Annotated in this window: 24 protein-coding genes; 10 read left to right on the forward strand and 14 right to left on the reverse strand. The window is 64.4% G+C overall.

The genetic code is table 11. From position 1 onward, the window contains the following. Positions 1 to 362: 362 nt before the first annotated feature. The 12 genes from htpG to LQD11_RS11560 all read right to left on the reverse strand — a co-directional run bounded on the left by htpG (position 363) and on the right by LQD11_RS11560 (position 11,642). Entirely contained in the window at positions 363 to 2,249 is a 1,887-nt protein-coding gene (gene htpG / locus LQD11_RS11505; protein WP_238617665.1) for a molecular chaperone HtpG, read from the reverse strand. Between the two features lie 77 nt (positions 2,250 to 2,326). After that, a complete protein-coding gene (locus tag LQD11_RS11510; protein ID WP_238617666.1) occupies positions 2,327 to 3,181 on the reverse strand; it encodes a 23S rRNA (adenine(2030)-N(6))-methyltransferase RlmJ in 855 nt (284 codons plus the stop codon). A gap of 167 nt (positions 3,182 to 3,348) precedes the next feature. Then, positions 3,349 to 4,062 carry a sulfur oxidation c-type cytochrome SoxX gene (gene soxX, locus LQD11_RS11515; protein ID WP_238617667.1) on the reverse strand — a complete coding sequence of 238 codons (714 nt, stop codon included), beginning with the start codon at positions 4,060 to 4,062 and terminating at the stop codon, positions 3,349 to 3,351. Positions 4,063 to 4,082: 20 nt separating this feature from the next. After that, positions 4,083 to 4,886 carry a sulfur oxidation c-type cytochrome SoxA gene (soxA, locus tag LQD11_RS11520; protein ID WP_238617668.1) on the reverse strand — a complete coding sequence of 268 codons (804 nt, stop codon included), beginning with the start codon at positions 4,884 to 4,886 and terminating at the stop codon, positions 4,083 to 4,085. A 138-nt stretch (positions 4,887 to 5,024) separates the two neighbouring features. Further along, on the reverse strand, positions 5,025 to 5,540 hold the full coding sequence (locus LQD11_RS11525) for a methylated-DNA--[protein]-cysteine S-methyltransferase (protein ID WP_238617669.1): 516 nt from the start codon (positions 5,538 to 5,540) through the stop codon (positions 5,025 to 5,027). Between the two features lie 22 nt (positions 5,541 to 5,562). After that, entirely contained in the window at positions 5,563 to 7,332 is a 1,770-nt protein-coding gene (locus LQD11_RS11530; protein ID WP_238617670.1) for a tetratricopeptide repeat protein, read from the reverse strand. A gap of 106 nt (positions 7,333 to 7,438) precedes the next feature. Next, complete coding sequence (gene rplS / locus LQD11_RS11535; RefSeq protein ID WP_008930640.1) at positions 7,439 to 7,786, reverse strand: 50S ribosomal protein L19; 348 nt, start codon at positions 7,784 to 7,786, stop codon at positions 7,439 to 7,441. A 13-nt stretch (positions 7,787 to 7,799) separates the two neighbouring features. Further along, positions 7,800 to 8,564 (reverse strand): tRNA (guanosine(37)-N1)-methyltransferase TrmD, encoded by a 765-nt coding sequence (trmD, locus tag LQD11_RS11540; RefSeq protein WP_238617671.1) that lies wholly within the window; start codon positions 8,562 to 8,564, stop codon positions 7,800 to 7,802. 10 nt (positions 8,565 to 8,574) lie between these two features. Then, positions 8,575 to 9,081, reverse strand: coding sequence for a ribosome maturation factor RimM (gene rimM, locus LQD11_RS11545; RefSeq protein ID WP_238617672.1), 507 nt, complete (start codon positions 9,079 to 9,081; stop codon positions 8,575 to 8,577). A 29-nt stretch (positions 9,082 to 9,110) separates the two neighbouring features. Then, positions 9,111 to 9,371, reverse strand: a complete 261-nt coding sequence (gene rpsP / locus LQD11_RS11550; protein ID WP_008930637.1) for a 30S ribosomal protein S16 — start codon at positions 9,369 to 9,371, stop codon at positions 9,111 to 9,113. A gap of 90 nt (positions 9,372 to 9,461) precedes the next feature. Beyond that, positions 9,462 to 10,823, reverse strand: a complete 1,362-nt coding sequence (gene ffh, locus LQD11_RS11555; protein ID WP_008930636.1) for a signal recognition particle protein — start codon at positions 10,821 to 10,823, stop codon at positions 9,462 to 9,464. A gap of 51 nt (positions 10,824 to 10,874) precedes the next feature. Then, a complete protein-coding gene (locus tag LQD11_RS11560) occupies positions 10,875 to 11,642 on the reverse strand; it encodes a 3',5'-cyclic-nucleotide phosphodiesterase (protein ID WP_238617673.1) in 768 nt (255 codons plus the stop codon). Positions 11,643 to 11,787: 145 nt separating this feature from the next. Between LQD11_RS11560 and LQD11_RS11565 the strand changes: the two genes are divergently transcribed. From LQD11_RS11565 to folE2, 8 genes are all read left to right on the forward strand, one after another. Beyond that, positions 11,788 to 12,606, forward strand: coding sequence for a cytochrome C assembly family protein (locus tag LQD11_RS11565; protein WP_238617674.1), 819 nt, complete (start codon positions 11,788 to 11,790; stop codon positions 12,604 to 12,606). Between the two features lie 141 nt (positions 12,607 to 12,747). Further along, a complete protein-coding gene (locus LQD11_RS11570) occupies positions 12,748 to 14,028 on the forward strand; it encodes an HlyC/CorC family transporter (RefSeq protein ID WP_238617675.1) in 1,281 nt (426 codons plus the stop codon). A gap of 7 nt (positions 14,029 to 14,035) precedes the next feature. Beyond that, positions 14,036 to 15,394, forward strand: coding sequence for a DNA repair protein RadA (radA, locus tag LQD11_RS11575; RefSeq protein ID WP_238617676.1), 1,359 nt, complete (start codon positions 14,036 to 14,038; stop codon positions 15,392 to 15,394). Positions 15,395 to 15,508: 114 nt separating this feature from the next. Then, complete coding sequence (locus tag LQD11_RS11580) at positions 15,509 to 15,775, forward strand: exodeoxyribonuclease VII small subunit (RefSeq protein ID WP_238617677.1); 267 nt, start codon at positions 15,509 to 15,511, stop codon at positions 15,773 to 15,775. Next, a complete protein-coding gene (ispA, locus tag LQD11_RS11585) occupies positions 15,776 to 16,660 on the forward strand; it encodes a (2E,6E)-farnesyl diphosphate synthase (RefSeq protein ID WP_238617678.1) in 885 nt (294 codons plus the stop codon). A gap of 91 nt (positions 16,661 to 16,751) precedes the next feature. Next, positions 16,752 to 18,608, forward strand: coding sequence for a 1-deoxy-D-xylulose-5-phosphate synthase (gene dxs, locus LQD11_RS11590; protein ID WP_238617679.1), 1,857 nt, complete (start codon positions 16,752 to 16,754; stop codon positions 18,606 to 18,608). Positions 18,609 to 18,675: 67 nt separating this feature from the next. Next, the gene (queD, locus tag LQD11_RS11595; RefSeq protein ID WP_200177040.1) at positions 18,676 to 19,053 is read left to right on the forward strand and encodes a 6-carboxytetrahydropterin synthase QueD; all 378 of its coding nucleotides are present in this window, start codon (positions 18,676 to 18,678) and stop codon (positions 19,051 to 19,053) included. Between the two features lie 15 nt (positions 19,054 to 19,068). After that, positions 19,069 to 19,884, forward strand: coding sequence for a GTP cyclohydrolase FolE2 (gene folE2, locus LQD11_RS11600; protein ID WP_238617680.1), 816 nt, complete (start codon positions 19,069 to 19,071; stop codon positions 19,882 to 19,884). A 52-nt stretch (positions 19,885 to 19,936) separates the two neighbouring features. Here the strand turns inward: folE2 and bamC are convergent, their stop codons facing one another. Both bamC and dapA read right to left on the reverse strand, forming a co-directional pair. Continuing rightward, on the reverse strand, positions 19,937 to 21,085 hold the full coding sequence (bamC, locus tag LQD11_RS11605) for an outer membrane protein assembly factor BamC (protein WP_238617681.1): 1,149 nt from the start codon (positions 21,083 to 21,085) through the stop codon (positions 19,937 to 19,939). Then, complete coding sequence (gene dapA / locus LQD11_RS11610) at positions 21,082 to 21,975, reverse strand: 4-hydroxy-tetrahydrodipicolinate synthase (protein ID WP_238617682.1); 894 nt, start codon at positions 21,973 to 21,975, stop codon at positions 21,082 to 21,084. Before dapA ends, bamC begins: the two co-directional genes overlap by 4 nt. A 186-nt stretch (positions 21,976 to 22,161) precedes the next feature. Between dapA and LQD11_RS11615 the strand changes: the two genes are divergently transcribed. Both LQD11_RS11615 and LQD11_RS11620 read left to right on the forward strand, forming a co-directional pair. Then, entirely contained in the window at positions 22,162 to 22,719 is a 558-nt protein-coding gene (locus LQD11_RS11615) for a glycine cleavage system transcriptional repressor (RefSeq protein WP_238617683.1), read from the forward strand. Positions 22,720 to 22,785: 66 nt separating this feature from the next. Continuing rightward, entirely contained in the window at positions 22,786 to 23,262 is a 477-nt protein-coding gene (locus LQD11_RS11620) for a peroxiredoxin (RefSeq protein WP_238617684.1), read from the forward strand.

Raw genomic sequence — 23,262 nt, forward strand, 5'->3', positions numbered from 1 at the left:
TCAGCAGCTTATAACAGGCGATACAGACATGAATGGTTGCCGGGTTAATAATAGTGCTGTCATGGCCTACTGTCTGAGCAGAGTTATACTCAATTCCGGTGTACGGGAGTGGGGAGGCAGGGTGGCGTATTCTGTTGACTGATCACGTCCAATATCTCAACTGGTCGATGACTGCCTGCCCCTCGCGCACACTATTTGTTGTGCTACGCAGAGAGAATTAGCACAACATATGGTACTTTCGTGGGGAAAGACTAGCCCCTGGGCGGGAGAAATTCAAGCTGGAAAATCGGCGGGGAACGGGCTACGGCGCACAAAAAAATGCCCCTCTCCCCGACCGGGGAGAGGGGCACCGGGCAGCACCCTCAGCCGCTGGTGATCAGGGCGTTCAGGCGCCGCACGAAGCCGGCGGGATCTTCCAGCTGACCGCCTTCGGCCAGGATCGCCTGATCCATCAGCAGGCTGGCCCAGTCGGCGAAACGGGCGTCGTCGGTCTCCTCGCCCATGCGCTCGATGAGACGATGGGCCGGGTTGACCTCCAGCACCGGGCGGGTATCCGGCAGGTTCTGACCCGCCTGCTTGAGCAGCTGCTGCATGTACAGGGCCATGTCGTGCTCGGAGAGGACGATACAGGCCGGTGAGTCGGTGAGCCGGTGGGAGAACCGCACGTCTTCCACCCGTTCCTCCAGAGCCGCCTTGATGCGCGGCAACAGATCCCTGACCTTTTCCTCGGCGGCCTGCTGGGCCTGCTTTTCTTCCTCGGTCTCGGTGTCACCCAGGTCCAGTTCGCCCTTGGCCACGGACTTGAGGGACTTGCCGTCGAATTCGTGCAGGTGGGACACCAGCCATTCGTCTACCCGGTCGGACAGCAGCAGCACTTCGATGCCCCGCTTGCGGAAGACCTCCAGATGGGGGCTGTGCAGGGCCGCCGTATGGCTATCGGCGGTGATGTAGTAGATGTGCTGCTGGCCTTCCTTCATCCTCGCCACATAGTCCGCCAGGGAAACGGTCTGGGCGGATTCACCGGTGTGGGTGCTGGCAAAGCGCAGCAAACGGGCGATCTGTTCCCGGTTGGCATAGTCCTCGCCGGGGCCTTCCTTCATCACCCGACCAAAGGCATCCCAGAAGGTCCGGTACTTTTCGGGCTCGTTGGCGGCCATGTCCTCCAGCAGGCCCAGCACCTTTTTCACCGAGCCGGCGCGCATGCCGTCGATGAGTTTGTTGCTTTGCAGGATCTCGCGGGAGATGTTCAGAGGCAGGTCGCTGGAGTCCACCACGCCGCGCACGAAGCGCAGATAGGTGGGCATCAGGTGTTCGGCGTCGTCCATGATGAAGACCCGCTGTACATACAATTTGATCCCGTGGCGACGGTCCCGATCCCACAGATCGAAGGGCGCGCGGGTGGGGATGTACAGCAGGGAAGTGTATTCCTGGCGCCCCTCGACCCGGTTGTGGGTCCAGGCCAGGGGGTCCTCGAAGTCGTGGCCCACGTGCTTGTAGAAAGCCTTGTACTCGTCGTCGGTGATCTCCGATCTGGGACGGGTCCACAGGGCATTGGCCCGGTTCACCGTGTCCCATTCGCCGTTGGGCTCACCCTTGTCGTCGGTGCCGGGCATGGCGATGGGCAGGGGGATGTGGTCGGAATAGCGGGTGATGATGTGACGCAGCCGCCACTGATCCAGGAACTCGTCCTCGTCCGCCTTCAGGTGCAGCACCACTTCGGTGCCCCGCTCGGCCTTTTCCACGGTTTCCACGGAGAATTCGCCGGTACCGTCGGAGACCCAGCGCACGCCGTGCTCCGGGGTCATGCCGGCACGGCGGGTGGTGAGGGTCACCCGGTCGGCGACGATGAAGGCGGAATAGAAGCCGACGCCGAACTGGCCGATGAGATGGGCGTCCTTCTTCTGGTCGCCGGTGAGCTTGCCGATGAATTCCCGGGTGCCGGAACGGGCGATGGTGCCGATGTTCTGGATCACCTCCTCCCGGCTCATGCCGATACCGTTGTCACGCACGGTGATGGTACGGGCCTCTTTGTCAAAGCTCACCTGGATCTGCAGCTCCCCCTGCCCTTCCATCAGGGCGTCGTCGGACAAGGCCTCGAAGCGCAGCTTGTCGCAGGCGTCGGCGGCATTGGAGATGAGTTCGCGCAGGAAGATCTCCTTGTTGGAGTACAGCGCATTGATCATCAGGTGCAGCAGTTGGCTGACCTCGGTCTGGAACTGTCGGGTTTCCTTGTGGGTATCAACGCTCATGGATGCTCCGCGATTGAGAATTGGCTCTGATCAGGTGAGAGGTATTTGGGGATGATCAGTCGGGTTTCAAGGGGGGCTCAATCCCCTTGCGGAGGTACCCGCCATTCCAGCGTGCTGCTCCCCTGCCCCTGGGGGTCAAGGCAGGCGTACAACCAGGCCTGTACGTCGGCCAGAGTCCGATCAAGCTGCCAGGGCGTATTGAGGATGGCCATGCCCGATCCATTGAGCCCCATGGGGGTCTGCGGCGGGGCAATACACAGCTCGCTCACCAGCAGGTCCTTGACGCCGCCCCGCGCCAGCCCCTGGACCAGGCCCCGGTGCCGCCCGGCGGACAGGATGGGATACCAGACCATGACGACCGCGGTCGGCCAACGACGATGGGCCTCCAATATCAGATCCAGGGTCTCCCGGTACTCCCGGTCCCGCTCATAGGGCGGGTCCACCAGGACCAGTCCGCGACGGATCACCGGCGGCAGCAGGGCCTTGGGGAGTTCACGGGCGTCCCGCTGATGCACCGCCACCCGCGGATCGCCGGAGAAGTTGGCCCGCAGCACCCCATGATCCGCCGGGTGCAGTTCATTGAGGATCAGTCGATCCTGATCCCGCGTCAGCATCCGGGAGACGGTGGGGGATCCGGGATACAGGGTCAAGGTGCCATCCGCCGCGTTCAGGGCGCGGATCATCTCCAAATAGGGTGACAGGGCCTCGGGCGGATTGGGTGCGGACCAGACCCGCATCACGCCATCCCGGTACTCGGCGGTCTTGAGCGCCAGTGGATCATGCAGATCATAAAGACCGGCACCGGCATGGGTATCCACCACCGCCAGCGGCTTGTCCTTGCGGGTCAGGGCCGCCAGCACACAGGCCAGCAGCGCGTGCTTGTGCACGTCGGCAAAATTGCCGGCGTGAAAGCCGTGACGGTAACTCAACATGTAGGGATTCTCTCGGGACTCAAGACAAGGGCGATGCCGGGGAAGAAAAACGGCGGACAGGCACGAGCCGTCCGCCCGGAAGTCCCCCATGGACTCCGCGGAGATGATAGAGGTTTTACGTCACTCAGGGAAAAGATTCGGGACATCCCTGTCCCGGGCCGTGACCGTCATCTGGCGTGGCGGGAGTTCACCGGCGATTCCGGATCCAGCAGGTAGGCCATGATGTGGGCAATGCTTTCCTGCGTCAGGAACTGGTTGACACCAAAGCGAGGCATCTGGGTACAGGGGAAGAAGCTATGAGGATTGTAGATCATGTCGTAGACGAATTTGCGCACCGCCTCGCTGTCACCGCGCAGGGCACCATAGGCGGCCAGGCTGGGCCCCAGATTGCCGAAACCCAACTCATCCGGGTCCAGCTGGTGGCAGGCGTAGCAGTTCCCGCCCACGGGCTGGCTGTGATCATCCACGTTATGTCCGATGCGAAACCCCGTCCCGCTGCGGGCCAGTTCGGCACCCTGGCGCCAGTCTCCCAGCTGGATGCCGCCCTCGGGATAGACGATGCTGTCCCGAGCTGCCCCAACGATGCGCACGGCCAGTTCGGGCTGAGGACGATTACGAGCCTCGCTGCACATGCGTTGCAGGACATCCTGTGTCATGCGATCCGCCGCCGTGGTGCCTTCCTGGGTGGCCTGATCCAGGTTGAAACTGCCCGAACGGAAGATCAGGTACTCGGCGTAGGCCTCCGGGGACATGCGACTGAAATCCCGCTCCGCCTGGGTATCCGGCCGAGGCTGGGCACATCCGACGATCAGGGCCGCCGAGGCCAGCACCATGCCGATGGTGACCAGGGCATATCCGACAATATTGTTCTGTTTGTTCATGATCCGCTCCCCCCCCGGCATCAACGCTTGAGATCAGGCAGGGTGGCCACGCCACCCCGGGCCTGATGGGTCCAGTAGGAAATGATGGCAATGGAGGCATCCGACCCGAACTGGATGCCGGCCTGGCGCATCTGGTAATAGCAGCCCCGGACCCGATGCTGGGAAGTCCTCACCACCCCGTGACCGATGCGGTAGGCGGGCCAGGAGATGGCCTTGGACCATTCCTCAACATTGGATTCCACCGGCAGGAAGGATAGCCGGATGCGCTTGCGGGGCGTGGTGTGGCAGGTGGCGCAGGCAAAATCCATGCTGCCGGCACGACGATGGAACAGGACCTCCCCGGCGTTGCGGGTCAGCCGTTCCATGGGATGATTCATGGGAGGGTTCCACTTCATGCCGTTGGACTGGCTGGCCACGTAGGTATAGATGGCCACCAGATCCGCCTCGCGGGTGTCGCTGGAGTGCTTGCGGGCAATGGGGTCATCCTGGTCGGTGAATCCCTGGAGGGTTTTCATGCAATGGATGATCCGGGACTCAAGATCCATGACCCGCCCGGCATCCTCGAACCAGCGCGGCATCCGCACATAGGCCCCTTTCAGCACCCCGGGCCCCAGCCCGAAGTCACAGCGCTCCAAGGATGCGTTCTTCGGTCCCCGGACCTCATGAAACAGATCCTCACCACGCCACTGGGTCAATTCCGCGGGATTGTCATCGGCCAGCATGAGCAGCTGTTCACGCCCGGTCAGATACGGTGAATCGGAAGCCATGGCACCACCCACCAAGCTTCCGGCCAGCGCCACGCCGGCCAAGATATTCTTCAGCATACCCCTGTCCTCCACACGTTTTTCCAACGCCGTTGTTGTCTTTACTCAGCCCCCGAAAAGCACGCAAACGGGCGCCCGAAGCCCTTGCGCATAAGACTGAGCGCAACATAGACAAATGTCAATACATCAAGGAATACACTAAGAACCCGAAGGAATAACGAAGCATGACGAAGACACCGACACGCCTTCGTGCGCCAGCAACCAGGATTTGATCTCAATCCCGGCACCACGGGTCGCGCCTCCATAGCCGCACAGACTGCCGTCGGCCGCGATCACCCGGTGACAGGGAACGATCACCGGCAGTGGGTTGGCCCGGCAGGCACCACCGACTGCCCGGGGACCGGACCCCTGCCGGCGGGCAAGCCCCCCATAGCTGAGAACCTCACCACTGGGAATTCGGCACAGTGCCGACCAGATGCGCTGCTGAAACGGGGTCCCTGCCAGGTCCAGGGGCAGGTCGAAAATGAAGGCGGGATCATTGAAATAGTGCCGCAGCTGTGCCGCGGCCCGGGACGAAAGGGGATTGCGGGGATCGCGCAGGGGGACTTCGCCGGTGACATAATCCAGCGCCATCAGCCCCCGATCGGAGCAGCGCAGAGCCAGTCGCCCCAGTGGCGAGTCCATGACCAGATCGTAATCGGGACTGCAAGGCATGGATGAAACCATGCCCGGCAGCCTACTGCTGCAACTGCAACTGTTGCAAGCGTTGCCTGAGCACCACCCGGCGCTCCGCCTCCGGGGTACGACGGATCAGGTCCTCGTAAATGACCCTGGCATCCCGGACCAGACCCGCCTCCCCGAGCGCCTCGGCCGCCTGGAACCGGGCACTGAGCGCCCACATGTCGGTACTGTCCCCCAGCAGGGCGGAGCGCAGATACAACCGGGCGGCCTGCTCATGCTCGCCCAGAGCACGGTGGGAGTCGGCCTGCCAGAACATCAGTTCACGCAACCTGCGCCGCTCCGTCAACCGGGGGGCAACCACCTGAAACAGGTTCAGGGCATCCTGATGACGACGGACCGACTGCAGATCGAACAATACCTGCATGAAACGGTCCGCCGCCTCACCTTCCAGCTGACGGACCCCGGACAGCACCCGGTAAAGGCCATCGATACCCGCCTCCTCCTGGCCGCCCAGAATCAGGGTACGCGCCCGGCGCAATCCCCACAGGAACGGGTCCACCCCCTCCGGCGCCCGCTCCAGACCCGCCATCAGACGGGAAGCGGTGTCGAGATCTCCCTGTCCCAGGGCGGTTTCCGCCAGCAGATGACGCACCGGAGCCGGGACCCGGTCGGCCGCTCCGAACGGGCCGTCGCCAAGATAGAGGGCCTGCAGCAATGACTCACCCAGACCTTCGACGGTCGCCAGCTGCTCACTCAGACGCCGATGGGCCTGGGCCTGCCCCTGCGGCATGGGGCTTCTCAGGGCAACGACCGCCAGCAGCCCACGGGCAGCCAGGGGCTGCCGGGCCTGCAGACTGTCCACCAGCGTGAACCAGGCCTCGTCATCACCGATCAGGAGCTGACGCTCGTTGGCCAGACGCTCCCCCAGGCGCAGATAGCTCTGCCAGAGCGGCTCTGCCGTCAGTCGATACAGGTCATCCCCGCTACCCAGCCGGGACTGTGCCACCAGGGCGGATTCCAGCACCGGAATCTGCTGCACCGGATCCTGCAACGACCGGGCGGCCACGGCCGCAACCGCCAGATAGCGCGCCGCCGCCACCGAGTCCCGGTCCTGTCCGCGGGCGGCCCGACCGGCCTGGCTGACCGCCTCCTCGGCGGCAAGCGCGCCGGCCCGGAATCGGGCCAGGATGCGCAAGGCGCCGGCCTCGTGACCGTCCACGCCGGTCAGGGCGTTGACCGCTTCCTCATGCCGCCCCACCGAGAGCAGGATGCGCGCTTCCAGCAGTGCGGCATCCCCAGCCTCGCCGCCGTAATCCAGGCGGTAACGACGCAACGCGGTCAGGGCGTCTTCCGGCCGACCATCCAGGCTGTAGGATTCCGCCAGCATGCGGCGCCAGGCCCGAAACCAGGAGTCCGTGGCGTTCGGGGCACCAAACCAGATCAGGGGCCTGAGTACATCCCGTGCTTCCCGCCCCCGTTCCAGGGCGATGAGGGCATGGGCCTGCCGGGTGCGGGTCCAGATCAAGAAATCCACCGGCAGTTCCACCGGCACCCCCTGAGTCCGTTCCACCACCTGCTCCCAACGCTCGCTGGTTCCCAGGATCTCGATACGCGCCTGTTCCCGGGCCATCCATCGCCCCGGCTGGGCCTGATGATCCACCGGTTGCCTCGCCAGCACCCCCAGGGCCAGATCGGTGGCACCCAGGCGCGACAGGGCCATGGCCTCATCCACCACCGGGTCGGCAAGGACCCGCGGCATCCCGCCCAGCAGCAGGCTCATCAGGAAAAAGACCAGGAAAACCTTCGGCATCCGTAAACCAGGCATGACGATACTCCTTGACCACATCCTCCGGCGGCCCATCAACACAGGCGAAAAAAAAGCGCCCCGGTTTCCCGAAGCGCTTTCTTCATGACTCTCAAGACCACCGCTATTACTTGATGTCTTCCTTGATGCGGGCGGCCTTGCCGGTGCGGCCACGCAGGTAGTACAGCTTGGCGCGGCGCACGGCGCCACGACGCTTCACCTGGATCTCCGCCACGGTGGGGCTGTAGGTCTGGAACACGCGCTCCACACCCTCGCCGTGGGAGATCTTGCGCACCGTGAAGGCGGAGTTGAGGCCGCGGTTACGCTTGGCGATGACCACGCCTTCAAAGGCCTGCAGACGCTCACGGTTGCCTTCCTTCACCTTCACCTGGACGACAACGGTGTCGCCTGGCGTGAAATCGGGCACCTCGCGGTTCATCTGCTCGGCTTCCAGTTGCTGGATGATGTTGCTCATGTTTCGACCCCTGTCAGTCACTGCTCGGCGCGGCCTGCGCGTCCGCCAGCTCGCGTTGATATTCTTCCAGCAGGCGGCAGTCCGCCTCGCTTAATTCCTGTTGTGCCAATAGATCGGGCCGCCGTTCCCAGGTTCGACCCAGCGCCTGCTTGCGACGCCAGCGCTCGATACGGCCGTGGTCACCGCAACGCAGCACTTCCGGCACGCCCAACCCGTCCACCACTTCCGGCCGGGTGTAATGAGGACAATCCAGCAGTCCCTGGCTGAAGGAATCCTGCGTGGCGGACAATGCGTCCCCCAGGGCCCCGGGCAAGAGCCGGGCGCAGGCATCGATCACCACCATGGCTGCCAACTCGCCACCGGACAGCACGTAGTCGCCGATGGACCATTCCTCGTCCACTTCCAGCTGAATCAGCCGCTCGTCGATACCTTCGTAGCGGCCTGCCAGCAGTATGACCCTGGGCAGGGCCGCCAGGTGGCGGACACCCGCCTGGTCAAGCCTTTGCCCCTGGGGGCTCATGTAGATCACCCGGGCCGGCGCCGGATCGTCGACCCTGGCCGCCTGAATGGCCTGGCGCAAGGGGTCCACCTTCATCACCATGCCGGGACCACCCCCATAGGGCCGGTCATCCACGGTGCGATGCCGGTCACGGGTGAAGTCCCGCGGGTCCCAGCAATGGACGGACATCAGCCCACGCTCGCGGGCACGCCCCGTGATACCCCAGTCGGCGACCGAAGCCACCCAGTCGGGGAACAGGCTGACGACATCGAATCTCACCGTGGCGGACCTAGAAATCCGGGTCCCAGTCCACGCGAATGATGCCCGCCTCCAGGTCAATCTCCTGGATTACCTGATCCCTGACATAGGGGATCAGACGCTCCCGATCTCCACTGACCACCAGTACATCGTTGGCGCCGGTCTCCATCAGGTGATCGACCCACCCCAGACTGACGGCCTCAAGGTTGATCACTTCCAGGCCGACCAGATCGGCCCAGTAATACTCGCCCTCCGGCAAGGGTTCCAGCTGCTCCCGGCGAATGCCGATGGACGCGCCGATCAGTGCCGCCGCGGCATCGCGATCATTGATGCCCTCCAGCTTGGCCACCACGCCCTTGCCATGAGCCCGGCCGGATTCCACCTTCAGGACTTTCCACTCGCCGCCGATCTGAATGGAGAGCGGATCATAGTCCACGATGCCTTCGCGGGGCTCGGTCTCGGAAAACAGCTTGACCCAGCCCTTGACGCCGTAAACCCCGGCAACACGACCCAGTATGATCCAGTCCGGACGGTTCATCGGCGGGGCGACTCGAACGGACCGTCGCCTTAGGCGGCGGCAGCGTTCTGCTTGGTGAATTCCTTGATCAGCCTGGCGGCGCGGTCGGAAGCCGCGGCACCCTTGGACAGCCAGTGCTCCACGCGCTGGGCATCCAGGTGCAGACGCACCTCCTGACCACGGGCCACGGGGTTGAAGTAGCCCACGCGCTCAATGTAGCCGCTGTCGCGGCGGCTGCGGGAATCGGTCACCACGATGTGGTAGAAAGGCGCCTTCTTGGCGCCGCCGCGAGCCAGTCGAATCGTTACCATCTGCTGTTAGCCCTGCTTGTCTGGTATCGTTTGGGGGACATGCCCCGGAAAAACGCGCCATTATACACGCGCTTCGGCAAGGTACAAGCTTCAGAAGGGCAAACGCCCTCCCGGCATGCGGCCCTTGAGGGATTTCATCATCTTGCTCATGCCACCCTTGGAGAACTGCTTCACCATCTTGCTCATCTGCATGTGCTGCTTGAGCAGGCGGTTCACGTCCTGCACCTGGGTCCCGGACCCGGCCGCAATGCGCCGCTTGCGTGACCCCTTGATGATGTCCGGATGACGACGTTCCTTGGGGGTCATGGAGTTGATGATGGCCACCATGCGCTGCAGATCCTTGTCATGGGACTTGTTCTTGATGGCATCGGGCAGATCCCCCGCCCCAGGCAGCTTCTCCAGCAGGGAACTCACGCCGCCCATCTTGGACATCTGCCCGAGTTGATCACGCAGGTCCTCCAGATCGAAGGTCTTGCCCTTCTTGATCTTGCGGGCCAGCTTCTCGGCCTTGTCCTGGTCCACCTGGCGGGAAGCCTCTTCCACCAGGCTGAGGACGTCCCCCATGCCCAGGATGCGGGAGGCCAGGCGATCGGGATGAAACGGCTCCAGGGCGGCGGTTTTCTCGCCCATGCCCAGGAACTTGATGGGCTTGCCGGTGATGTGGCGTACCGACAGGGCCGCTCCGCCCCGGGCATCGCCATCGGCCTTGGTGAGGACCACGCCGGTGAGCGGCAAGGCGTCGTTGAAGGCCTTGGCGGTATTGGCGGCGTCCTGGCCGGTCATGCTGTCCACCACGAACAGGGTCTCGGCGGGATCCAGGCGCGCATGCAGGCGCCGGATCTCGTCCATCATCTCCCCGTCGATGTGCAAACGCCCGGCGGTGTCCACGATCAGCACGTCCTGATACTGCTTGCGGGCCTGCTCCAGGGCGGCGGCGGCAATGTCCAGGGGGTCCTGACCGGACTCGCTGGGGAAGAAGTTCACACCCACTTCGCCCGCCAGGGTCTGCAGCTGCCGGATGGCGGCGGGACGGTAGACGTCACAGCTGGCCACCATCACCTTCTTGTCCTGACGCTCCTTGAGCCAGCGCGCCAGCTTGGCCACGGTGGTGGTCTTACCCGCCCCCTGCAGGCCGGCCATGAGGATCACCGCCGGTGGCTGCACATTGAGTTTGAGGCCGTCATTGGCCTCGCCCATGACCTTGATCAGCTCATCGTTCACCACCTTGACCAGGGCCTGGCCCGGGGTCAGGCTGGCCAGCACTTCCTGGCCCACCGCCCGCTCCTTCACCCGGGCGATGAACTCGCGCACCACCGGCAGGGCCACGTCCGCTTCCAGCAGGGCCTTGCGGACCTCGCGGATGGTGTCCTGGATGTTCTCCTCGGTCAGGCGGGCCTGGCCGCGAAGGCGCTTGATGGTGCCCTGAAGGCGTTCTGAAAGGCTGTCGAACATAGGCTTTTAGGCGCCGCGGCGCTGCATGCAACCGGTTGGAAGGGTGAGGGATTATATCGTGAAAACATCGCCACTGCAGAGCCGCAGCAGCTCCCGCCCGGGAACCCGGGCCTGCAACGCGGCAAACACGCTGTCTTCCTCGCCGGACTTGAGGTGGGTGATGCCGACCCGGGGAGCATGACGCAGCTTGGTAAGATCCCTCGCCAGCAACGCGGGACAGTAATGTCCCGCCTGCTGGCCCAGGGCCTGCTCCCGGTCCGGAAAGGCACATTCCACGAACAAAAGATCCAGGGTGTCATGGGCGTTGAGGGCATCCCAGAAACCGTCATTGCTGGTGGTGTCGCCGCTGAAGGCAAAGGCCGCCCCGTCCCGCTCCACCCGATACCCCACCGCCGGTACCGAATGGGCCACCGGCAGCATGTCGATGCGACGTCCGTCCAGATAAATGGGGACAGCGGGTTCCATGGCATGGAACCGCACCACCGGCCGCTCCCGTTCCGGCAGCTCGAAGAAATCCGGCCAGATCTGCCAATTGAAAATGTGATCATGGATAATATGCATACAATCCGCACGGGCATGGATCACCAAGGGCCGGGACTGCAGCCGGCTGAACAGGGTGTCCAGCAGCAGCGGAAGACAGGCTATATGATCCAGGTGGGTATGGGTGATCAGCAGATGCCTTATCCTGGCCATGGCTTCCAGGGACAGGTCACCCACTCCGGTGCCGCAGTCGATGAGGATGTCGTCATCGACCAGGAAGGCGGTGGTACGACGGCCGGCGCCGATGCCGCCGCTGCAACCAAGGACCGTAATCTGCATGCTCCTTGCGCACCTTGCTGGACCAGAATATTGAGCTTGATCCTAACACGCTGTCCGCCGGGACCGATATCATGTTCGATCCCTTCTCCGGGAAGGGAATTTATGCAATGATTCTCAATTGAAATCTAAGGTTTGGTGCTCATAAATGCTCGTAGCCGCCATCGGATTCATCACCACCGTGCTCTACTTCACAGGGGGCGCTCTGCTCATGCAGCGGTTGCGCAAGGGCTCCGGCGGCGCCGCGCCGCCCGCCCGGGGCAAGATGCTACTGTTCTCCGTCTGGGGAGGGGCGGTTGCCCTGCACGCCCTGCTGCTCTACCTCCACGTCTTCAGTGCCAACGGCACCGGCATGGGGGTCTTCAGCGTGGTCTCCATGGTGGCCTGGCTCATCGCCTTCTTCCTGCTGGTGGCCTCCATCCGTTACCCCATCCATATCCTCGGCATCCTCCTGCTTCCCTTCGCCGGGGTTACAGTATCCCTGGAGCTGGCCCTGGCGGGAGACCTTCACACCACCACCGCGGTCGACCCCAGCCTGCGCGCCCACATGCTGCTGGCCATGATCGCCTTCAGCCTGCTGACCATCGCCGCCATCCAGGCCGCGCTGCTGGCCTTGCAGAACTACAGCCTGCACAACCACCGCCCCGGCGGACTGATTCGCGCCCTGCCGCCGCTGTCCACCATGGACTCCATGCTGTTCCACGTCATCGGCTGGGGCTTCATCTTCCTGACCGCGGCCCTGGTGACCGGCCTTTTCGTGCTGGAAGACCTGTTCGCCCAGCACCTGGCCCACAAGGTGGTGTTCGCCATCATCGCCTGGATGATCTTCGCCACCCTGTTGATCGGCCGCTTCCGCTTCGGCTGGCGGGGCCGGCTGGCCGCCCGCTGGACCCTGATCGGATTTGCCCTTCTGTTTGTGGCTTACGTGGGCAGTAAGATGGTCCTGGAAATGATCCTGGGCGTCTGACGGCAAATCGCGCCGGATGGCGGGACGGGGCCGGCTTCCACGACGGCCCCGTCCCGCATTGCGGCACGCCCCTTGACAGAGACATGATCCGGCCCGTGTAATTCCACGGGTGTTCAACCGCCCCGTGGTACCGGACCCACCTTGGAACAAATACCCCTGAGTGTACTGGCGGCATTGCTGGTCACACTGTTTTTCTGCTCCGCCTTCTTCTCCGGCTCCGAAACTGCGCTGATGGCGCTCAACCGCTACCGCATGCGCCACCTGGCCCAGGCCGGGCATGGGGGCGCCGGTCGGGCCCAGCGGCTGCTGGACAAGCCGGACCGGTTGATCGGCCTGATCCTGCTGGGCAACAACTTCGTCAACATCATCATCACCCAGCTGGCCACCTATATCGGCTTCCGGCTCTACGGGGATGCGGGCATCGCCATCGCCACCGGCCTGCTGACCCTGGCCCTGCTGGTCTTCGCCGAGGTGGCTCCCAAGACCCTGGCGGCCCTGCACTCGGAGAAGGTGGCCTACCCGGCCGCCTACGTCTACACCCCCCTCATGGTCGTCGCGTACCCCCTGGTGTGGACGGTCAACCTCCTCTCCAACACCGTCCTGCGGCTGCTGGGCGTGCGCGCCCAGGCCCGCGCCCAGCACGCCCTCTCCAGCGAAGAACTGCGGGTGGCCGTGAACGAGGCCGGCGCCCTGATCCCGGCCCGCCATCAGCGCATGCTGGTCAACCTGCTGGATCTGGAAAAGGCCACCGTGGAAGACATCATGGTGCCCCGCAACGAGATCGTGGGTATCGACCTGGAAGATGACTGGGATGAAATCACCCAACAGCTCATTCACAGCCAGTACACCCGACTGCCGGTGTTCGAGGGCAACGTGGACAACATCCTGGGCTTCATTCACCTTCGCCGAGTCCTGCCCATGGTCTACCGCAACGAACTGACTCCGGGACAGCTACGCGAATCCCTGCGTGACCCCTACTTCATTCCCGAAGGGACCAACCTCAATCGCCAGCTCCTCAACTTCCAGCGGGAGAAGCGGCGCATCGGCCTGGTGGTGGATGAATACGGCGACATTCAGGGGCTGGTCACCCTGGAGGACCTGCTGGAAGAGGTGGTGGGCGAGTTCACCTCGGACCCGGGCGCCATCACCCCGGAAATCCTCCCCCAGGCCGACGGCAGCTATCTGGTGGATGCCACCATCCATCTGCGCGAACTCAACCGACTGCTGGGCTCCCACTTCCCCCTGGATGGCCCCCGCACCCTCAACGGACTGTTGCTGGAACATCTGGAAACCATTCCCGATGCCAATATCAGCGTGCTCATGCAGGGGTATCCCATGGAAATCGTGCAGGTAAAAAACAACGCCATCCGCACCGTGCGCATCAGTCCGCGCCTGCCGCCGCGCCCGACGGCACAGGAGTGAGCGCGTCGTGGCCAAGCCAAAGACCCAGTACCAGTGCACCGCCTGTGGCGCATTGACCCCGAAGTGGAGCGGCCAGTGCCCGGACTGCGGCGCATGGAACGCCATGGAGACGGTGATCTCGGCGCCCGCCGCGCCCACCACCGGCCGCTTTGCCGGATATGCCGGCGCCGCCGCTCCCCAGGTGCGCCGCCTGGGCGATGTCGGCGGCGGCGAGCAGGCCCGCACCAGCACCGGCATTTCCGAACTGGACCGGGTTCTGGGCGGTGGGCTGGTACAGGGGTCGGTGGTACTGATCGGCGGCGACCCGGGTATCGGCAAGTCCACCCTGCTGCTGCAGACCCTGGCCACCCTGCCGGAGCTGCACAGCCTGTATGTCACCGGCGAGGAATCCCCGGAACAGGTCTCCCTGCGGGGGCGCCGCCTGGGCCTGCCCTGCGACGACCTGCGCCTGCTCACCGAAACCTGTGTCGAACGGATCACCGCCCACGCTGAACGGGAACGGCCTCAGGTGATGGTGGTGGATTCCATCCAGACCATCTACTCCGAACAGCTGCAGTCCGCCCCCGGCTCGGTGGCCCAGGTACGGGAAAGTGCCGCCGTCCTGGTGCGCTACGCCAAACAGACGGGGACTGCCCTGTTCATCGTCGGCCATGTCACCAAGGAAGGTCAGATCGCCGGTCCTCGAGTGCTGGAGCACATGGTGGATACCGTTCTCTATTTCGAGGGGGACCCCGGGGGACGCTACCGGGTCCTGCGAGCGGTCAAGAACCGCTTCGGCGCGGTCAACGAACTGGGCGTGTTCGCCATGTTGGAAACCGGCCTCAAGCCGGTCACCAATCCCTCGGCCATCTTCTTGTCCCGCCACGAAGCCCCCGTTTCCGGCAGCGTCATCATGGTCACCCGCGAGGGAACCCGGCCGCTGATGGTGGAGGTGCAGGCCCTGGTGGCCGAAAGCCATGCCCCGCAGCCGCGCCGCATCACCGTGGGACTGGAACAGAACCGGCTCACCATGCTGCTGGCGGTACTCCACCGCCATGGCGGCCTGGCCCTGTATGACCAGGATGTCTTCGTCAACGTGGTGGGCGGGGTCCGGGTCACCGAGACGGCAGCGGACCTGCCCATGCTGCTGGCGGCCCTGTCCAGCTTCCGCGACCGCCCCCTGCCCCATGAACTGGTGAGCTTCGGCGAGGTGGGTCTGGCTGGAGAGATCCGTCCCGTGCCCAACGGCGAGGAACGCCTGCGGGAAGCCGTCAAGCATGGCTTCACCCGTGCCATCGTGCCCGCCGGTAACGCCCCCAGAAAGCCCATCGACGGCATGGAGGTGATGGCGGCCAAGCGCCTGAGCGACATTCTGGAGTGGATCTGACCCGATCCAGGACAGGCAAACTCGCCGTTGGGCTTTCCCGTCCCGCCGGATTCCTATAAGTTAGCAGCCTTTCAGGTACATCTCAGGTACATCCCCGATCAAGGACCAGGAGTGATGGTGAAGAAAACGCCCCCGGCCGCCGAGCCCGCCACCTTCGAGCAGGACCTGGAGGCACTGGAGGCGCTGGTCACCCGCATGGAGCAGGGAGAACTGAGCCTGGAGGCCTCGCTCAAGGAATTCGAGCGCGGCATCGCCCTCACCCGCCGATGCCAGCAGGCCCTGACCCAGGCTGAACAGAAGGTCCGCCAACTCACCGAAAGCGGCACCGACATCGACTTTGACACGTCGGACCACGGCACCGACGAGGAAGGAGAACGCTGAGTGGAGTCCCGCATTTCCGAACTGCAGCAACGGTTTGAGAACGCCCTGGCCGGCTGGCTGCCGGGGGAAAACATCCTGCCGGCGCGCCTGCACGAAGCCATGCGCTACTCGGCCCTCAACGGCGGCAAGCGGATTCGTCCCGTCCTGACCTATGCCACCGGCATGGCCCTGGGCGTCCCGCTGGAACGCCTGGATGGTCCCGCCTGCGCGGTCGAGTTGATCCATGTCTACTCCCTCATCCACGACGATCTACCGGCCATGGATGATGACGACCTGCGCCGCGGCAAGCCCACCTGCCACAAGGCCTATGACGAGGCCACCGCCATCCTGGCCGGTGACGCCATGCAGGCCCTGGCCTTCCAGATCCTGGCCTGCGACCCGGCCATGGTGGACGACTCCCGGGCCCGACTGCGCATGATCGAACACCTGGCCCGGGCATCCGGCTCCCGGGGCATGGTGGGCGGACAGGCCATCGACCTGAGCTTCGAGGGCCAGACACCGGACATCGCCCAGCTGGAAAACATGCATATCCACAAGACCGGCGCCCTGATCCGGGCCGCCGTGATGCTGGGCTTCAACAGCTGCCCGGATGTGGACGAACCGCTGGCGGCCAGACTGGACTGCTTCGCCAAGTCCATCGGACTGGCCTTCCAGATCCGTGACGACATCCTTGATGTCGAGGGCGATACCCAAACCCTGGGCAAGACCCAGGGCGCGGACCAGGCCCTGGGCAAGGCCACCTACCCGGCCATTATCGGCCTGGAGGCCTCCAAGCAGCAAGCCCGGGAACTGGTGGATCGCGCCCTGGACAGTCTCAAGGAGCTGGACGAAGGCGCCGACCTGCTGCGCTGGATCGCCCGCTACATCATCGAACGCATCCATTGAGCCGCCGCCGCGGCACCCGGCCCATGCAGGTTTCGGCTTGCGCGGCCGGGCGCCCCTCCGGATAATGCACTTTTCGCCGAACGACAGTGAAATGACACACACCGTTTCGTACCCCCTGCTGTCTCGCATCCAGTCACCGGAAGACGTGCGCAAGTGCTCTCTCAATGAGCTCCCCGTACTGGCGGACGAGTTGCGCGGCTTCCTACTGGAATCGGTTTCCCGCACCGGCGGTCATCTGGCGGCCAACCTGGGCACCGTGGAACTGACCATCGCCCTGCACTACACCTTCGCCACCCCGGAAGATCGCCTGGTCTGGGACGTGGGCCATCAGAGCTACACCCACAAGATCCTCAGCGGTCGCCGGGATACCATGCATACCCTGCGCAAGAAGGGCGGCCTGGCCGGTTTCCCCAAGCGGGACGAGAGCCCCTATGACGCCTTTGGCGTCGGTCACTCCAGCACCTCTATCGGCGCGGCCCTGGGCATGGCCCTGGCGGCCCGGCAGAAAGGGGAAAAACGCAAGTCCATCGCCATCATCGGCGACGGCGCCATGACCGCCGGCATGGCCTTCGAGGCCCTCAATCACGCCGGCGACGAGAAGGCCGACCTGCTGGTCATCCTCAACGACAACAACATGTCCATTTCGCCCAACGTGGGCGCGATGAACCGCTACCTGGCCCGCCTGCTGTCCGGCCCCATCTACTCCACCATGCGGGAAGGCAGCAAGAAGGTCCTGGAGCACATGCCCCCCATGCGCGAGTTCATGCGGCGCGCCGAGGAGCACGTCAAGGGCATGATCATTCCGGGCACCCTGTTCGAGGAACTGGGCCTGAACTACTACGGCCCCGTCGACGGCCATGACGTGGTCGGACTGGTCAAGATGCTGCGCAACCTGCAGGCCATGGACGGACCGCTGCTGCTCCATGTAGTCACCCACAAGGGCCGCGGCTACGCCCCGGCGGAGGAAGACCCCTGCACCTACCATGGCGTGGGCAGCTTCGATCCGGAACAGGGTATCCAGAACGGCAAGAGCGGCGGCACCCCCACCTATACCCAGGTGTTCGGCGACTGGCTGTGCGACCAGGCCGCCGCCGACGAGCGCATGGTGGCCATCACGCCGGCCATGTGCGAGGGCTCCGGCATGCGGGCCTTTGCCTGCAAGTATCCGGAGCGTTACCACGATGTGGGCATTGCCGAACAGCACGCCCTCACCCTGGCGGCCGGCATGGCCTGCGAAGGCTTGAAGCCGGTGGTGGCCATTTACTCCACCTTCCTGCAGCGCGCCTATGACCAGCTGATCCACGACGTGGTGCTGCAGGATCTGCCGGTGCTGCTGGCCATTGATCGTGCCGGCGTGGTGGGTCCCGACGGCCCCACCCATGCGGGCAGCTTCGACCTGTCCTTCCTGCGCTGCATCCCCGGCATGGTCATCATGACCCCCGCCGACGAAAACGAATGCCGCCGCATGCTGTCCACCGGCTATCTGCTGGATCAGCCGGCAGCGGTGCGTTACCCCCGCAGCAAGGGCACCGGCGTGACCATCGACGAAGGCCTGCTGCCCCTGCCCGTGGGCGAGGCCGACATCCGCCGCAAGGGCAAGGGCGTGGCCATCCTGGCCTTCGGCACCCTGCTCACCCAGGCCCTGGAAGTGGCCGACACCCTGGATGCGACCGTGATCAACATGCGTTTTGTCCGCCCCCTGGACGAAACCCGGGTGCTGGAAGTCGCTCGTACCCATGACCTCATCGTCACCATCGAGGACAATGTGGTCGCCGGCGGGGCCGGTAGCGCCGTGGCCGAGTGCCTGGCACGCCATGACGTGACCGCCCGCCTGCTCCACCTGGGCCTCCCCGACCGTTTCCAGAGCCACGGCACCCGCGAGGAACTCCTCGCCGATGCGGGACTGGACACGGCCGGCATCGAGGCCGCCATCAAGGCTCGCCTGTGATCAGCAGGCTTGTGCCGCTCATGACAGTCGCGTAATATCCGACAAAACTGGTAAACAATAGCCCGCCGTGCCCAAATACACCCTCAAGGTGCTGACCGATTTCGCGTCGGCACATACGCTCCGTGATTACCCGGGGAACTGTTCCCGCCTGCATGGTCATAACTGGAAGGTCGAAGCCGAAGTGGAGGCCACGGTGCTGGATTCCCTGGGCATGGCCGTGGACTTCAAGACCATCAAGTCGCTGGCGAGAGAAATCGCCGGCGAGCTGGATCACACCTATCTCAACGATCTGGCACCCTTCCGGGACGTGAACCCCACGGCCGAGAACATCGCGGCCTGGTTCTTCCGGGAGATGGCTGCCCGCCTGAACGCACCGGGCGTCCGGGTCAGCGCCATCACCCTGTGGGAGACCGAGCGGGCCTGTGTCCGCTATACGGAAGAGTAGCCAAAGGACACCGTCATGAGCACAACCGTCTCCCCGGCCCGCGCCTCGGCCATTCCCGATGTGCAGTCCAGCGCCGATACCCGGCGCATCCCCATCAACAAGGTGGGCATCAAGGACATCCGCCATCCGGTACGGGTGCGGGATCGCACCGGCAAGGACCAGCACACGGTGGCCTCCTTCAACATGTACGTGAACCTGCCCCAGGACTTCAAGGGCACCCACATGTCCCGCTTCGTGGAGATCCTCAACACCCACGAATACGAGATCACCGTGGACTCGTTCAAGACCATGCTGCACGAGATGGCGGAGCGCCTGGAAGCCGCCACCGGGCACATTGAGATGCGCTTCCCCTTCTTCGTCAACAAGGCGGCGCCGGTATCCGGCGTGCAGAGCCTGATGGACTACGAAGTCACCTTCATCGGCGAGATCAGTGACGGCAGACCGAGCATGAACATTCAGGTGGTGGTGCCGGTCACCAGCCTCTGCCCCTGCTCCAAGGGCATCTCCGAGTACGGCGCCCACAATCAGCGTTCCCACGTCACCGTCAATGCCCGGGTGGAACAGTTCGTCTGGGTGGAGGAACTCATTGATCTGGTGGAATCCCAGGCCTCCTGCGAGCTCTACGGCCTGCTCAAGCGGCCGGACGAGAAATACGTGACGGAGCGGGCCTACGACAATCCCAAGTTCGTGGAAGACCTGGTTCGCGACATCGCCATCCGCCTGAACGGGGATGCACGGATCAGTGCCTATTCCGTGTCCTCGGAGAACTTCGAGTCCATTCACAACCATTCCGCCTATGCCCTGATCGAGAAGGACAAGACGGCAGGTTGACGCCAGGGAACCGGGCAGGGCGCCATGCCCTGCCCGCGTGAAGGGAATGACCCTATCCCTGATTGCCGCCGGGATTGAGTTCCTGCTCGATCCGCTCCAGTACCGCGGCGGCCTCGCCGCCTGACAGCGCTTCCCCGGCCTGGGAGCGGGGAATCACCTGCACCCAATCCCCTGCCTGCCGCAGATGAATCTGGTACTGGGTATCGGGTCGCAGCCTGGCACCCTCACCGGTACTGAACAGGCGACTGAAGAAGCCGCCCCGGCGCTCGTGGGCCTCGGGCCGGAAGGTCACGTAATACACCCCTTCACTGCGGTCCTGGTCGTCCACCAGCAGAGCGGCCCGATCCAGCAACACCCCCATGCGGCGCCAAAGTCCGGTGAACTCACCCCGAACCTCCAGGGCGGTTTCACCATTCGCCTCGCTCAGGCGCAGCCCCGGGGTGAGATCGGGGGCCTGCCCCAGGGCTTGGGCGGCCTGCTCGGGCTCCAGACCCAGATGCACCATCAGGCGCACCAGCATCTCGGCCTCGGCTTCCGGATCGGAGGGACGCATGCGCCAGCGGACAATATCCTCCCGCTCGGCCACTTCCTCGACACTGCGATGGCTGACAAAGACGGCCGTGCCGGAGTCCCCCTGGGGCTCCAGCCGCACACGATACTGGTCCCGGGTACTGGCATCGTAGAAATCGCCGAACAGCCTGCCCAGCAAACCTCGGATACCGCCCTCCATGGGCACCTGGGCACGGGCCTGGAACCACTCGGTTTCCAGAATGCCCAACGCCGGCTCTTCCCGGTTCAGGGGCAGCGACTGGGCCTGGAAGAAGGCCCTCAGCTGGGGCCAGAGATCCGCCGGCGGCGTATCCTCCACCTCCAGCCAGCGCACATTGCCTTCGCGACGAAGCTGCAGCGTGCTCGCATCCACCAGGACCGGCACCCGGGCCTGGGTGCCGGAAGAGATCTCTCCCGGCACTGCCCGGCGATCCTCCAGGGCGCTGGCCCTGGCCGTGGTCTGCTCGGGGATGCGGAAACTCGGGTCCACGTTCGGGGCCACCAGGTCGGGGGGGACTTCCAGGGCCCGGGTTTCGCGACTGTCGGCGTGACCATCACGGGAGCCGAGGCTCCCGCAGGCGGTCAGCACCATGACGGCAGTCAGGCCCGGCAGCAGTATCCAGGCCCTGGCCATATTGAGAGATGTCTTCATGCAGGATAGGTACTCAAGGGTATGCCGGCGGCCCGCAGGGCTTCACGCAGGGGCTCGCGCAGGGGTTCGGACAGGGGCGTCAGCGGCAGGCGGATCCCGGGCGGGATCAGGCCCATCTCATGCAGGGCCCACTTGACCGGAATGGGGTTCGACTCCAGGAACAGGGCCTTGTGCAGCCCCTTGACGGGGGTATCGGCGGCCACGGCGGCCTCCCTGTCGCCGGCCAGTGCCGCGGCGCACATGTCATGCATGGCGCGCGGTGCCACGTTGGCCGTGACCGAGATGATGCCCTTGCCGCCGGCCAGCATGAATTCCAGGCTGGTGGCATCGTCGCCGCTGTAGAGATCCAGACGGTCGCCGCATCGCTCCATCAGGAGGCGGGCCCGGTCCAGGTCACCCGTGGCTTCCTTGAGACCGACGATGTTGGAAATATCCGCCAGGCGTTCCACGGTCTCGGGCAGCAGGTCCACGGCGGTCCGCCCCGGGACATTGTAGAGGATCTGGGGAATGGGCACGGCATCGGCGATGGCCCGATAATGACGGTACAGCCCCTCCTGGGTGGGCTTGTTGTAATAGGGCGTCACCAGCAGGCAGGCATCGACGCCCATCTGCATGGCCACCCGGGTCAGGTCGATGGCCTCCGCCGTGGAATTGGCCCCGGTCCCGGCAATCACGGGAACGCGTCCGGCGGCGAACTCCATCACAAGGCGGAGCACCCGGCAATGCTCGTCCACATCCAGGGTGGCGGACTCCCCGGTGGTGCCCACCGCAACGATGGCGTCGGTCCCCTGGTCGATATGAAACTCCACCAGCCGCTCCAGCGCCGATTCGGAGATGAAGCCATCCTCCTCCATGGGTGTGACCAGTGCCACCATGCTGCCGTGAAACATCGAAACCTCCGCGCTGAATGCAAGCGGACATAGTAATGTCCGCCCTCCTCACCATCAAGCCATGACGCGGGTGCGTGCGGGATTGTTTCCACGCCGCCGCGGACGCCTCGCCACCGCCGCGGCCTTGATAGGCGAGGCAGGCGGAAACTGATACCCTTTGCCCATCATCATTGCCTGTCCGTGACCATGCCCCAGCCCACCAAGCATCCCCGTACAACTCATCTGGTCATTTCCGCCATGGGGGAGGACCGCCCGGGACTGGCGGAGCAATTGTCACGGGTGATCCTGGAAAGCGGCTGCAGCATCCAGGACAGTCACATGTCGGCCCTGGGGGGCACCTTTGCCGCCCTCATGCTGGTATCGGGCAACTGGAACACCCTGAGCAAGCTGGACGGTGCGCTGGCGGCCCTGGGACGACAGGCGGACCTGGAAATCCTGTCCCGGCGCACGGGTCCGCGCCAGGATACGGTGGTGCCGAGCCTGCCCTACTCCGTGGATGTGATTTCCCTGGACCAGCCGGGGATCGTGCATCAGCTGGTGGGCTTCTTCACTGCCCGCGGGGTGGGCATCCGTGAACTCAACAGCCATGCCTATGTGGCCGTTCACTCCGGCACCCCCATGTTCAATGCCCACCTGTCGGTGGAGATCCCCACCACGGAACATATCGCCTCCCTGCGGGAGGACTTTCTGGATTTTTGTGATGAACTGAATCTGGATGGTGTCATCGAACCCATCAAGGGGTAGGTCAGTGACACATGAGGCCACCCCCAGGCTGATTTGCAGTGATTTCAGGCTCAGGAGACCAGGCCCATGACGGACAACACGATCGAAATCGGCGGGAGCGTGCCCGATTTTGAACTCCCCGCCACCGGCGGCGACCCCATCCGACTCTCGACACTGCTGGCGCAAGGCCCGGTGGTGATCTACTTCTACCCCAAGGACGATACCGCCGGCTGCACCACGGAAGGCAAGGACTTCACCGCCCGCCACGATGCGTTTCGCGCCGCCGGCGTCACGGTGATCGGCATTTCCCGCGACAGCCTCAAGTCCCACGAGAAGTTCAAGGCCAAGCACGGCTTTCCCTTCGAACTGCTGGCCGATGAATCCGAAACGGTCTGCGAGCAGTTCGGGGTCATGAAGCTGAAAAACATGTACGGTAAACAGGTGCGAGGCATCGAGCGCAGCACCTTCCTCATCGACCGGGACGGCATCCTCCGCCGGGAATGGCGCAAGGTGAAGGTGGCCGGCCATGTGGACGAGGTGCTCAAGGCCATCGACGTGCTCTGA

The sequence above is a fragment of the Ectothiorhodospira shaposhnikovii genome (assembly GCF_022227765.1).
In the GTDB taxonomy this organism is placed as follows: domain Bacteria; phylum Pseudomonadota; class Gammaproteobacteria; order Ectothiorhodospirales; family Ectothiorhodospiraceae; genus Ectothiorhodospira.